The sequence below is a fragment of the Sinorhizobium terangae genome (genome assembly GCF_029714365.1).
GTDB lineage: Bacteria > Pseudomonadota > Alphaproteobacteria > Rhizobiales > Rhizobiaceae > Sinorhizobium > Sinorhizobium terangae.
Genome location: NZ_CP121660.1, coordinates 1,290,361 through 1,302,735, shown reverse-complemented (window position 1 = coordinate 1,302,735; position 12,375 = coordinate 1,290,361). Strand labels below are relative to the sequence as shown.

Genomic DNA, 12,375 nt, shown 5'->3' with positions numbered 1-12,375 from the left:
CGGGGCTCAGGGACAGGCTTATTCCGGCGCGAAGGCCTGCATCGAACCGGTGTAGGGTTTTGCAATCGGTGCGGCATAGGAACCGCGCTTGCTGGTCGTAAGGCCCTGCGCGACGAGCGCCTCAGCCTGCTTGACCGCCGCTGAGACGCCATCGACGACCGGGACGCCGTATTCGCGCTGCAGAAGCTGCGCTAGATCGGTCATGCCGGCGCAGCCAAGAACGATCGCTTCGGCTCTGTCCTTAGTAAGCGCCAACTCGATCTGGCGCCTGAGCTTGGCGAGCGCGCCCGAGTCCTTGTCCTCAAGATCGAGCACCGGAATATCGGCGGCACGAACCTTTGCGCGGCCGCCCATGCCATAGCGCACGACGAGGTTTTCGATAAGAACGCGGGAGCGCTCCAGCGTGGTGACGGCGGTGAAGCGTTGGGCCAGAAGCGCGGCCGTCATCAGGGCGGATTCGCAAAGCCCCAGCACGGGAATGTCGGCGAGGGTGCGCGCAGCCTCGAGCCCGGTGTCATCGAAACAGGCGATGATGGCGGCATCGGCGCCGGCTGCCTGCCCCGCGCGGATTTCGAGAAGCAGGCCCGGTACAGCAATCGCGCCGTCATAGTGCCCCTCGATCGAGGCGGGCCCGTTTCTGGAGGTTGCTGCGACGATTTCGGTCCCATGTCCGGCGACGGCGCGCGCTGCTTGCGCAGCCTTTTCCGTCATTGAGGCTGTGGTGTTCGGATTGACGATCAGAATGCGCATGGATGTCAGCTTATCTTTGCCTGCCGACGCCTGAGCACGAGGATGACGGCGAGAGCGACGAGGATGATGGTGAAGGAGAACAGCGTCGTGACCGTGCCGAGAGCATAGAGCACCGGCGTCGTCACATTGGTCGTCATGCCGTAGATTTCGAGTGGGAGCGTGTTGTAGGTGCCCGACGTCATCAGCGTGCGGGCAAACTCGTCATAAGAGAGGGTAAAGCCGAAGAGGCCGACGCCGACGAGGCTCGGCGCGATCATCGGCAGCACGACATGACGGAAGGTCTGCCATGGCGTTGCGCCGAGGTCGCGGGCGGCTTCCTCATAGGCGGGCGAGAAGCGGTTGAAGACGGCGAACATGATCAGCACGCCGAAGGGCAGCGTCCAGGTGAGGTGCGCGCCGAACCCGGAAGAATACCAAGCGGGCTTTAACCCGAACTGCTGGAAGACGACGCCGATGCCAAGCGAAATGATGATCGAGGGCACGACGAGACTCGCGACCGTCACGTAGAAGAGTGTCGTCGAGCCGCGGAAGCGGTGGCGGAAGGCGAGCCCCGCCAAGAGCGCCACGACGACGTTAACGACCATGACCATAAGTCCCAGCGTGAACGACCGGCGGAACGAGGCGCCGAAATCGCCGACAGCCTGCTTTTCGAAGAGGTTGTAGAACCAGTGCAGCGAAACGCCGTTCAGCGGAAAGGTGAGACCGCCGTCCGGCCCCTGGAAGGAGAGGATCAGGACCGCCGACAACGGTCCGTAAAGGAACAGCACGAACAGCGCAAAGAAGGCCGCCAGCACATAGAATTCCCAAGTCCGTCTTTCGTGGCTCATCTCAGAGCTCCTTCCTGATATCGACGACCCGGAGGATCGCGGCGACCATCAAAAGAACGACGATCAGCAGCACGACGGCGTTGGCGGCCGCCGCTGGATATTGAAGCAGCGACATCTGGTTCTTCATCATCAGCGCGACCGATGCGCTCTGCCCGCCGGACATGACCTGCACGGTGGAAAAATCCGCCATCACCAGCGTCACGACGAAGATCGAGCCGATCGCCATACCCGGCTTTGCCAGCGGCAGGATGACGTTCCAGAGGATCTGTGAGCCGCTCGCGCCGCAATCGCGCGCGGCTTCGATCAGCGAGCGATCGATGCGCATCAGCGTGTTGAAGATCGGCGTCACCATGAACAGCGTGTTGAGATGCACCATGGCGAGCACGACGGCAAAATCGGAGTAGAGCAGCCATTCGATCGGCTCAGGGACGATGCCGAGCTCGATCAATGTCGAGTTGACGAGGCCGTTGCGGCCGAGTACCGGGATCCAGGAGATCATCCGGATGATGTTGGAGGTGAGGAACGGCACGGTGCAAACGAGGAAGAGCACCATCTGCATCGTCGTCGTGCGGATGTGGAAGGCGAGGAAGTAGGCGACCCAGAAGCCGATCACGAGCGTCAGCGCCCAGGTGATCGCCGTGAATTTCAGCGTGTTGAGATAGGTCTTCCACGTCACCCACGAGCCAAGCGTGTCCGTATAGTTCATTGTCAGCAAATCCGGGTAGATGCCCGCGAAGTCGTAGTCCCAGAAACTGACGACGAAGATGGTCAGGATCGGCAGGATGAAGAAGAAGCCGAGGATCAGGAAGAGCGGCGTCGCCTGGAGATAAGCAATCAGCCATTGTGGTGCGGCGAGGAAGCGTGGTGCCTTGCCGGCCTTGATTTCTCCTGAGCTTGCGACGGCTGTCATACTCAATCCCTTTACAATTTTGCCTTGGAAACTGCCCCTCATCCGCCTGCCGGCACCTTCTCCCCGCTCGCGGGGAGAAAGGGACTTACGGCGCTGTCCTCGTCCTACCTTTTCCCTCGCGAAGAGAAAGTGCGGGAGCCGCGCCCCTCGTCCCCTCTCCCCGCGTGCGGCGAGAGGGCAAGGGTGAGGGGCAATCGCCTCCGATAAGAGGCGATCGCTTAACGTGAGGCCAAATCTCCTCTACGCCGCGATGAACTCGTTCCAGCGGCGGACCATGTAGCGGTCCTCGTCCATCACGGAGTTCCAGCACGCGACCTTGCCCATACGTTCCTCGAACGAGCCGCCGTCGCGGACGGCACCGGCCTTTTCCATGACCTTGCCCTCCGGAGAGAGGATGTCGCCCTTTGCCGGCTTGCCCTCGACCCAGAAGCCCCACTCGTCCTCGGACATGTGCGCTTTGGCCGTCTCCATGGCGGCGGAGTAGTAACCCTGGCGGTTGAGATAGGCCCCGACCCAGCCGGAGAGATACCAATTGATGTATTCGTAAGCGGCGTCGAGCTGGGCGCCCTGCAGGTGGGCGGCAAGACCGAGCCCGCCGCCCCAGGCGCGATAGCCCTCTTTCAGCGGCTGGTATTTGCAGGCGATCCCCTTGGAGCGGACGGCGGCGACGGCCGGCGACCACATGGACTGGATGACGACTTCGCCCGAAGCCATCAGGTTGACGCTCTCGTCGAAGGACTTCCAGAAGGCACGGAACTGGCCATCCTGCTTGGCCTTGATGAGGAAATCGATGGTCTGGTCGATTTCATCCGTTGTCATGTTGCCCTTGTCGGCATATTTGATCTTGCCCATGGCCTCCATGATCATGGCGGCGTCCATAATGCCGATCGAAGGGATGTTGAGGAGCGCCGTCTTGCCTTTGAAGGCGGGATCCATGATGTCGGCCCAGGTCGTGATCTCGCGACCGACGAGATCCGGACGGATGCCGAGGGTGTCGGCATTGTAGATGGTCGGGATGAGGGTCATCCATTGCGTCGGCGCCTTGGCGAAGGTCTTGGAGTCCTGCGCTTCGACGAAGCCGACGGTGTGCGGCGCGGTGCCCTGGGCGATTACGCTGTCCGGCTTCAGCTTGCCGTTGATGAAGAGCGGCACGATCTTGTCGTAATATTTGATCTTGGTGACATCCATCGGCTGCATGACGCCAGCCGGGAAGACCTTCTTGGCGATCCAGTATTCGATGTCGGCGATGTCGTAGGAGTCCGGCTGGGTGACGGCGCGCTGGGCGGCGGCGTCGGAGTCGGTCGCCGTCATTTCCAGCGTGATGCCAAGGTCCTGTTTGCACTTCTCGGCGATCGCGTTGATGTTCGAAACGCCGGTACCGAACTGGCGGAGCGTGATCGGGTTCTGCGCCCAGATGGTCGGGAATCCGGTGATAACGCCGGATCCGGCGATGGCGCCAACGGCGGCAGCGCCCGTCTTAAGCAGCGAGCGTCGGGAGATGCCCTTTTGGGCTTTCAGTGTCTTGGCTTCGGTTGTCATACGCAGTTCCCCTTCTTGGTGGTTGGTGGTTGTTTGTGAGCAAGGCGCGGGCGAAAACGCATCGCGCGTTTCCTCTTCTCGCTATGCCGAAAGACGGCCGAGAGGGATCACGTCCTCCAAGGCCCAGCTCAAGGACACCGCTTCGCCCACGGAGACCGGTTTCCTGAAGTAGTCCGCGTCGGAGAGGATCACGGTGAAGTCGTCGCTGCCGGCGCCGATCACGGTGATCCTCACGGAAGCGCCGCGATACTCGACATTCGAGACGACACCTTGGAGGCCCAGTGATCTTTCCGAGGCCGGTTCGAGACGCACGCGATCGGTGCGGATGCCGATGTCGATCGGCTTGCCGACCTCCTGCGCGATATCGCGTACGGCAAAGGTCTGGCCTTCGGGCACCTGCAGCGTCACTATGCCGTCCCCGATCGCCGTGATGCGGCCGGAAAGCACGTTATGGTCGCCCATGAAGCGGGCAACGAAGGCGGTTGCCGGCTTTTCGAAAACGGTGCGTGGCTTGGCCGCCTGCTCGATGCGGCCGTTGTTCATGATGACGATCAGGTCGGCCAGCGCCATCGCCTCTTCCTGGCTGTGCGTCACATGGACGAAGGTGATACCGAGCGTCTTTTGCAGCTTCTTCAACTCTGCCCGCATCCGGATCTTCAGGAAGGGATCGAGCGCGGAGAGCGGCTCGTCGAGCAGCAGCGCCTCCGGATCTGTGATGAGCGCCCGGGCAAGCGCCACGCGCTGCTGCTGGCCGCCGGAAAGCTGCGCCGGGCGACGCGTCGAATAGGCCTCCATCTGCATGAGCTTCAGCATTTCCAGCGCCTTCGCCCGGCGCTCATCCCTTTCTATGCCCTTCATCTTCAGGCTGAAGGCCACGTTGTCGACGAGATCGAGATGAGGGAACAGCGCGTAGGACTGGAACATCATCGCCGTGCCGCGTTTCGCCGGCGGAAAATCCGTGACCACGGTATTGCCGAGACGAATGTCGCCGGACGAAATGCTCTCGTGACCGGCAATCATGCGCAGCGTCGATGTCTTGCCGCAGCCGGAGGGTCCGAGAAAGCAGCAATAGCTGCCGGCGGGAATCTTTAGGCTGATCGAATGGACGGCGGTGGTCGATCCGTAGATCTTGGAAACGGAGGCAATATCGATCTCTGCCGCTTTTGACATGGCGTTTTCTCCTTGCGACAGGAGAGAAGCATCAAGCGTGCCAGTTTGCTAAAAAGCCTGATATCCATGGCCACGTTTTCGGATGCCGCGATCGGCCGGCGGGTTTGGCCTGAGCGGTTGCACATTTTGTAGGCGGTCGTCGGCAAAGACTGCCAATATTGTATACAATTGAAAGCCGAGTTGAGCACAATTAATGATTCACTTCCGGCGTGCGCCGCGTTAGAGTGTCAACATTGTTCGGATTCCCAGCCCCATGACCTCAGCCACTCTTGCCCCGGCAGAAAACGCCATCGACACCGGCGCCCAGCATATCCGTGACGTGATCCGCGAGGCGATCGTCGAGCGGCGGTTGGCGCCCGGAACGAAGCTTTCCGAAAACGACGTCGGCGGCCTTTTCAACGTCAGCCGCACGGTCGTGCGCGCCGCGCTCCAGGCCCTTTCCTACGAAGGGCTCGTGACGGTCGAAAAGAACCGCGGCGCCTTCGTCGCCTACCCCTCGGTTGCTGAGGCGCAGCAGATATTCGCGACGCGCCGACTTATCGAGCCGGGCCTTTTACGCGAGGCGGCCCGTCATCTGGAGAAGCGACATATCAAGGAGTTGCGTGCGCTGCTTGCCGCAGAGGAGCGGCTAACCAATGAGCGTGGCCAGTCGGCGCGCCGGGCGGAGATCAAGGCCTCCGGCGACGTTCACCTGGCGCTCGCGGCGATCACCGGAAATGCCATTCTCCAGCGTTTTATGGACGAACTCATTGCGCGTTCCTCGCTGGTGATTGCGCTTTACGGCCAGTCGGTGGTCTCAAGCTGCGGTCATGCCGAGCATCAGCAGATCATCGACGCCTTAGAGAAAGGAGATGTCGAGGCCGCCTGCAGGCTGATGCTAGAACATATCGATCACATCGAAGCCGACCTCGATCTCCGAGCGAAGAAAAGTGGTGACCTGAAAGACGTGCTGAGCCTCTAGGGCCGCATCCAGGTGACCGATTGGAAGGCCGCTTGCCGATGTGATGGATTCTGTGATAATTCTCACAATAAAATTTCTAGCGAGCTCCCGCTCACATGCTGGATTGCGAGAACCGGGATCGATGACCAGTCGCAAGTCGACACGTATCACGACCTTGACCGACGCGCTTTCGGCGCGCCGCGTGCTTCATCTGAAAGAGGCCGCCGCGCTGCTTGGCGTATCGGAAATGACGGTGCGCCGCGACGTTGCCGACAATCCCGGGCTTTTCGGCTATCTCGGGGGGCACATCGTTCCCGCGGCCGATATCGAAAGCGACATTCCCTATGAGCTTGCGCGCGCGGCTGACAGCCATGCGGCCGCCAAGCGCGAGGCCTGCGTCCATGCCGCACGGTATATTCGTCCCGATGAGACGATCTTCATCGACTGCGGCACGACGCTTGAATACCTCGTCGATCTGATTCCGGAAGATTATTCAATAACGGCAGTCTGTTATTCGTTGAACGTGGCCGACCGCCTGACCCGGAAACCCAATGTGCGGATCGTCATGCTGGGTGGTCTTTTTCATCCGTCGTCGGCATCCTTTTCAGGCGATTCCGGCCTGGAGACGCTTGATCGGCTTGGTATCAACGTCGCGTTTCTCTCCGCCGCCGGGATCGACCGACAGCGGGGCGCGACCTGCGTCCATTTCCACGAGGTGTCGATCAAGCAGAAGGTGATCTCGCTCGCTCGGGAAAATTACCTCGTCGTCGATCGCAGCAAGATCGGCAAGCTGAAGCCGGCCTTTTTCGCGCCCACGGGCGCCTTTCGGGCGGTGATCACGGAAGATGGCGAGACGGCGGTCGGATAGGCGCTTCGCGCTTTGCTTGACAGATCGGCGCTTTGGTGGAATTCTAACATAAATAGATAAAAAGATAACAACATCGCCAAGGCGGACAAAAGCTGCGAAGATGCGCGCCCGAGGGCGACATCGGCGATACGAGGAGTAGTCGTTTGGAAGACCTTGCTGTGAAGAGCACGGCGGCGGCATCCGCTAAGATCGTCGGTGCGGGTCACAATTGGCCGCGCAATGATGGCATCGAGCTCGACCTTTCGTGGGTGGTCGATCAGCGTGTCAATCTGTCGGCGGCCGAACGGCGTGTTGCGACACTGCCGGGGCGGCGTACGGTCAAGAAGGACGCCCAGGCCGCCTGGCTGCTGAAGGCGGTGACCTGCATCGATCTTACCACGCTCAATGGCGACGACACGACCGAGCGCGTCAGGCGGCTATGCGCCAAGGCGCGCCAGCCAGTGCGACAGGACATTCTCGATGCGCTCGGCATGGGCGATCGCGGCATCACGACCGGTGCCGTCTGCGTCTATCATCGCTTCGTTTCGACGGCGGTAGATGCGCTTGAAGGTTCAGGTATTCCGGTTGCCGCCGTCTCCACCGGCTTTCCGGCGGGTCTCGTGCCGCACGACGTGAAGTTGAAGGAGATCGAGGCCTCCGTCGCCGATGGCGCGCGGGAGATCGATATCGTCATCACGCGCGAGCATGTGCTGACCGGCAATTGGCAGGCGCTCTACGACGAGATGCGCGATTTCCGCGCGGCTTGCGGAGACGCTCATGTCAAGGCGATCCTCGCGACCGGCGATCTCAAGACCCTGCGCAATGTGGCGCGCGCATCGCTCGTCTGCATGATGGCCGGCGCCGACTTCATCAAGACCTCGACGGGCAAGGAGGGTGTCAACGCGACGCTGCTCGTAACGCTCGTCATGCTGAGAATGATCCGGGCCTATCAGGAGCGCACCGGGCTCAAGGTCGGCTACAAGCCGGCCGGCGGCATCTCGGCGGCGAAAGATGTGCTGAACTATCAATTCCTCATGAAGGACGAACTTGGCCGTGAATGGCTGGAACCCGATCTCTTCCGCATCGGGGCATCGAGCCTGCTTGCCGATATCGAACGCCAGCTCGAGCATCATGTCAGCGGCGCCTACTCGGCCCTCAACAGACACCCGATAGGATAATCCTGATGACGGTTGCCAGGTATTTTGACGAAATGTCCTATGGTCCCGCACCTGAGGCCGACACCGAGGCGCGTGCATGGCTCGCGCGCCACAAGGGCGTGTTCGGCCACTTCATCAACGGCGCCTTCGTCGCTTCGGCGTCTGGAAAGACGTTCGATACCTACGAGCCTGCGACCGGGGCCTTGCTCGCCAAGATCGCGCTCGGCGGCCGCGAGGACGTCAACAGCGCGGTTGGCGCCGCCCGCAAGGCGCAGGGCGCATGGGCGAAGTTGCCCGGCCATGCGCGTGCGCGTCACCTCTACGCGCTGGCCCGCATGATCCAGCGCCACGCGCGTCTGATCGCAGTGGTCGAAGCGATCGACAACGGCAAGCCGATCCGCGAGACGCGCGACATCGACATTCCGCTTGCCGCCCGTCACTTCTACCACCATGCCGGCTGGGCGCAGCTCCAGGAGACCGAGTTCGCCGATCAGGTGCCGGTCGGCGTCGTCGGTCAGGTCATCCCGTGGAACTTTCCCTTCCTGATGCTGGCCTGGAAGGTCGCGCCGGCGCTGGCGCTCGGCAACACGGTCATCCTGAAGCCGGCCGAATTCACGCCGTTGACGGCGCTTCTCTTCGCCGATCTCGCCGCCGCGGCCGGGTTGCCGCCGGGCGTCTTGAATGTAGTGACGGGCGAGGGAGAAACCGGCGCGCTGATCGTCGAGCATGAGGATATCGACAAGATCGCCTTTACCGGTTCGACCGAGGTTGGCCGCCTCATCCGCGAGAAGACCGCCGGAACCGGCAAGTCGCTGACGCTGGAACTCGGCGGCAAGTCACCCTTCATCATCTTTGATGATGCCGATATCGACGGGGCGGTCGAAGGCGTCGTCGATGCCATCTGGTTCAATCAGGGCCAGGTCTGCTGTGCAGGTTCGCGCCTCCTCGTCCAGGAGGGCATCGCCCCGCTTTTTTATGAGCGCCTGACGCGACGCATGGGAACGCTTCGCGTCGGCCAACCGCTGGACAAGGCGATCGATATGGCGGCAATCGTGGCGCCGGTGCAGTTGCAGCGGATTGAAAGCCTTGTCGCCCAGGGTGTGACCGAGGGCGCGTCGCTGCACCAGCCCAAGATCGACCTGCCGAAGGGCGGCAGCTTCTATCCGCCGACGCTGCTCACGAACGTTCAGCCGACCTCGATCGTCGCCACCGAGGAAATCTTCGGTCCGGTGGCGGTTTCCATGACCTTCCGCACGCCGGAAGAGGCGATCCAGCTCGCCAATCATACGCGCTACGGCCTTGCCGCCAGCGTCTGGAGTGAAACGATCGGGCTCGCTTTGCATGTGGCCGCGAAGCTTGCGTCCGGCGTCGTCTGGGTCAATGCCACCAATCTCTTTGACGCGGCGGCCGGCTTCGGAGGAAAACGCGAGTCCGGCTTCGGTCGTGAGGGCGGGCGCGAGGGCTGCTACGAATATCTGAAGCCGAAGGCCTGGGTTGGGCGCAAGCTCCGGTCCGTTCCGGCCGCGCCGATCGTGAAAGCGGCCGCGGGCGACTTCTCCATGCCGGCGCTCGACCGCACCGCAAAGCTCTTCATCGGCGGCAAGCAGGCGCGGCCGGATGGAAACTATTCGCGGCCGGTGCTTTCCTCCAAGGGCAAGGTGATCGGCGAGGTCGGCGAAGGCAACCGCAAGGACATCCGCAACGCCGTCGTCGCAGCGCAGGCTGCATCGGCCTGGTCTTCTGCAACGACCCATAACCGTGCGCAGATCCTTTATTACATCGCCGAAAACCTAAGCGGCCGCGCGGCGGAATTTGCCGATCGCATCGCCGCCATGACCGGCGCCTCGGCAGCCGGTGCGAGGGCCGAGGTGGACGCTGCGATCGCGCGTCTTTTCACCTATGGCGCCTGGGCGGACAAATACGAGGGCGTCGTGCACCAGCCGCCGCTGCGCGGCGTTGCGCTGGCGATGCCGGAGCCGCAGGGCGTCGTCGGCGCCATCTGCCCGCCCGAGGCACCGCTGCTTGGGCTTGTCAGCCTCGTGGCGCCGTTGATCGCCGTCGGCAACCGCGTCATCGCCGTTCCGAGTGAGCAGCATCCGCTGGCGGCAACGGATTTCTATTCCGTGCTTGAAACCTCCGATGTGCCGGCTGGCGTCATCAATATCGTCACCGGATCGGCGGTCGAACTCGCCAAGACGCTTGCCGCCCACAACGACGTCGATGCGCTCTGGGCTTTCGGCTCACCGGAACTCTCGGCGCTGGTCGAGAAGCTCTCCGTCGGCAACCTGAAGCGCACGTTTGTCGACTACGGCAAGGCGATCGACTGGATGGACCGGACGGCTGCCGAGGGCCCGGCTTTCCTGCGCCGTGCCGTCGACGTCAAGAACATCTGGATCCCCTACGGCGAGTAGGAGGGTCCAGCATCTTTTTGGGCGGGGGCACGGCCGGAAGAGCGGGGAAATCCGAACAACCTTGTTGACGCCCGGCGTTGGAATGGGCCTGATGCGGCCGTACGCCGCCGGAAGCCCCGGCGATGGGTGCCTGTAGGGCCGCGCGTCCGATCGGACGTGCAAGGTTGCCGCAGCACGTTGAATTGCAGCATGGTTCTGTCGTTAGATCGGTCAAGGAATCATGCAGGGGAGGACAGGAATGCTCAGGAATATCGACCCGGCTCTCAATGCCGACGTGCTGCACGCGCTGCGCTCGATGGGTCACGGTGACACGCTGGTCATCTCGGACACCAATTTCCCATCCGATGCGATCGCGCGTCAGACGACGCTCGGGAAACTGCTGCACATCGACAACGTCTCCGCCGCGCGCGCCGTAAAGGCGGTGCTCTCGGTCCTTCCGCTTGACACACCGCTGCAGCCCTCGGCCGGTCGTATGGAAGTCATGGGCGCACCGGACGAGCTTCCGGCGGTACAGCGGGAGGTCCAGGCCGAAATCGATCGCGCCGAGGGCAAGCCGGCGCCGATGTACGGCATCGAGCGCTTCGCCTTCTACGAAGAGGCGAAGAAGGCCTATTGCGTCATCACCACGGGCGAGACGCGTTTCTACGGCTGCTTCCTCTTCACCAAGGGCGTCATTCCGCCGGAAGCCGCCTGATTCGTCGGCGCGACGTTAGACCGGACAACAAAGGCGGGGGATCGCGGTCGTAAACCGCGCCGCGACCCAATCAAGTTTGGAGAGCGACCGAGCGCTCTTTGCTTCGCAGCCTTTCGCGTGGCCGCGAGAAAGGCGAGCTTCGCCGGCCTCGCGATGAGCTTCGAAAGCGCGACCGGAACAAAGTGCAGGAGAAGTCGCCGATCGTGATCATGTTCCAGGCGGCGACCCAGGTGGCGATGAAGAATAATGTCGCGGGCAACGTCAACGGCGCCACATCCGACTTCGTCTCCTACCGCTTGGTGAAGAAGAACTGAGCGATCCACGTCCATTTCTTCGGGGAGCAAATTGCGCCGTGGGCCTGATAAGCCCCCGCGGCGTTGTTGCAGGAGCAGAGCGTTGCCTCGATATTGCGCCGGTCGCGTGCGCAGCGGGAAGGAATAATGAATGGCTGAGTTGAAGGTAAGGACGAGGGAGACGGGCGCGACCGCCGTCGTCGGGCGCACGGGCTTCCCGCACGTGAAATCGGTCACCGGCGGCGAACTCGATATCGTCACCAGCCCGTCACAACCGGGCTATGGCCCGCTCGATCTTCTCTATGCTTCGCTTGCGAGCTGTCTGGTGCTGAGCGCCCGCATTGCCGCGAGCCGCTTCGGTGTACTCGACAGATTGACGGAGGTCTCCGCAAAGGTCACCGGCGAGAAGGCCTACGACGAGCCGTCGCGTGTCGCACGCTTCGACATCGAGTTCTCCATCAAAGGCGATTTCGACGACACCGTTCGCCATGCGATCGCGGAGGCGGCCGAGGCGGAGATCTGCACGATCAGCAATACCTTGCGCGGCAATCCGGATTTCGCAACCAGGGTATATGGCTAGCACATCGGCCCGAAAATCGGACCCGATTTTCGGAAAGCACGATGCGTCGAATCAAAGAGTTACAGCGTCGTTTGTGCGTCCTAATGGACGCACGGCGCTGTAATGCGTGTCACCCAAGGGTTCCAGAGGGATAGCAACCGCCGCTGCTTTGTGCTCGCATCCGCGCCTGGCAGCTGAGTGTACCTGCGGTCGTGGAACCTTCTACTATCAAGCGACGTTTGTAATTGCTCGCTCGCGATTCCGCCGTTTTGAGGTTG

General features: G+C 62.1%; 11 protein-coding genes. 6 read left to right on the top strand and 5 right to left on the bottom strand.

Translation table 11 applies throughout. The features are described 5' to 3' along the window. Nucleotides 1–18: 18 nt before the first annotated feature. From QA637_RS24750 to QA637_RS24730, 5 genes are all read right to left on the bottom strand, one after another. Complete coding sequence (locus QA637_RS24750) at nucleotides 19–750, bottom strand: aspartate/glutamate racemase family protein (protein ID WP_153439586.1); 732 nt, start codon at nucleotides 748–750, stop codon at nucleotides 19–21. A 5-nt stretch (nucleotides 751–755) separates the two neighbouring features. Continuing rightward, on the bottom strand, nucleotides 756–1,577 hold the full coding sequence (locus QA637_RS24745) for an ABC transporter permease (protein WP_153439585.1): 822 nt from the start codon (nucleotides 1,575–1,577) through the stop codon (nucleotides 756–758). 1 nt (nucleotide 1,578) lies between these two features. Next, nucleotides 1,579–2,487 carry an ABC transporter permease gene (locus QA637_RS24740; RefSeq protein ID WP_153439584.1) on the bottom strand — a complete coding sequence of 303 codons (909 nt, stop codon included), beginning with the start codon at nucleotides 2,485–2,487 and terminating at the stop codon, nucleotides 1,579–1,581. 240 nt (nucleotides 2,488–2,727) lie between these two features. Then, entirely contained in the window at nucleotides 2,728–4,026 is a 1,299-nt protein-coding gene (locus QA637_RS24735; RefSeq protein WP_153439583.1) for an ABC transporter substrate-binding protein, read from the bottom strand. Nucleotides 4,027–4,107: 81 nt separating this feature from the next. Then, a complete protein-coding gene (locus QA637_RS24730) occupies nucleotides 4,108–5,196 on the bottom strand; it encodes an ABC transporter ATP-binding protein (protein WP_153439582.1) in 1,089 nt (362 codons plus the stop codon). Nucleotides 5,197–5,449: 253 nt separating this feature from the next. Here QA637_RS24730 and QA637_RS24725 point away from each other — a divergent pair, with 253 nt between their 5' ends. From QA637_RS24725 to QA637_RS24700, 6 genes are all read left to right on the top strand, one after another. Continuing rightward, a complete protein-coding gene (locus QA637_RS24725) occupies nucleotides 5,450–6,157 on the top strand; it encodes a GntR family transcriptional regulator (RefSeq protein ID WP_153439581.1) in 708 nt (235 codons plus the stop codon). Between the two features lie 121 nt (nucleotides 6,158–6,278). Then, on the top strand, nucleotides 6,279–7,004 hold the full coding sequence (locus tag QA637_RS24720) for a DeoR family transcriptional regulator (RefSeq protein ID WP_153439580.1): 726 nt from the start codon (nucleotides 6,279–6,281) through the stop codon (nucleotides 7,002–7,004). Nucleotides 7,005–7,147: 143 nt separating this feature from the next. Beyond that, entirely contained in the window at nucleotides 7,148–8,161 is a 1,014-nt protein-coding gene (gene deoC / locus QA637_RS24715; RefSeq protein WP_153439579.1) for a deoxyribose-phosphate aldolase, read from the top strand. A gap of 5 nt (nucleotides 8,162–8,166) precedes the next feature. Beyond that, complete coding sequence (locus tag QA637_RS24710) at nucleotides 8,167–10,551, top strand: aldehyde dehydrogenase family protein (RefSeq protein WP_283065310.1); 2,385 nt, start codon at nucleotides 8,167–8,169, stop codon at nucleotides 10,549–10,551. A 238-nt stretch (nucleotides 10,552–10,789) separates the two neighbouring features. Then, on the top strand, nucleotides 10,790–11,245 hold the full coding sequence (locus QA637_RS24705; protein WP_283065309.1) for an RbsD/FucU family protein: 456 nt from the start codon (nucleotides 10,790–10,792) through the stop codon (nucleotides 11,243–11,245). A gap of 444 nt (nucleotides 11,246–11,689) precedes the next feature. Then, nucleotides 11,690–12,118 carry an OsmC family protein gene (locus QA637_RS24700; protein ID WP_283065307.1) on the top strand — a complete coding sequence of 143 codons (429 nt, stop codon included), beginning with the start codon at nucleotides 11,690–11,692 and terminating at the stop codon, nucleotides 12,116–12,118. Nucleotides 12,119–12,375 lie beyond the last annotated feature (257 nt).

Bases quoted from the DNA above. Each gene is read 5' to 3' on its own strand.
- QA637_RS24730 (WP_153439582.1), bottom strand. From the start codon at position 5,196: ATGTCAAAAGCGGCAGAGATCGATATTGCCTCCGTTTCCAAGATCTAC.
- QA637_RS24745 (WP_153439585.1), bottom strand. From the start codon at position 1,577: ATGAGCCACGAAAGACGGACTTGGGAATTCTATGTGCTGGCGGCCTTC.
- QA637_RS24740 (WP_153439584.1), bottom strand. From the start codon at position 2,487: ATGACAGCCGTCGCAAGCTCAGGAGAAATCAAGGCCGGCAAGGCACCA.
- QA637_RS24735 (WP_153439583.1), bottom strand. From the start codon at position 4,026: ATGACAACCGAAGCCAAGACACTGAAAGCCCAAAAGGGCATCTCCCGA.
- QA637_RS24720 (WP_153439580.1), top strand. From the start codon at position 6,279: ATGACCAGTCGCAAGTCGACACGTATCACGACCTTGACCGACGCGCTT.
- QA637_RS24710 (WP_283065310.1), top strand. From the start codon at position 8,167: ATGACGGTTGCCAGGTATTTTGACGAAATGTCCTATGGTCCCGCACCT.
- QA637_RS24705 (WP_283065309.1), top strand. From the start codon at position 10,790: ATGCTCAGGAATATCGACCCGGCTCTCAATGCCGACGTGCTGCACGCG.
- QA637_RS24700 (WP_283065307.1), top strand. From the start codon at position 11,690: ATGGCTGAGTTGAAGGTAAGGACGAGGGAGACGGGCGCGACCGCCGTC.
- QA637_RS24750 (WP_153439586.1), bottom strand. From the start codon at position 750: ATGCGCATTCTGATCGTCAATCCGAACACCACAGCCTCAATGACGGAA.
- QA637_RS24725 (WP_153439581.1), top strand. From the start codon at position 5,450: ATGACCTCAGCCACTCTTGCCCCGGCAGAAAACGCCATCGACACCGGC.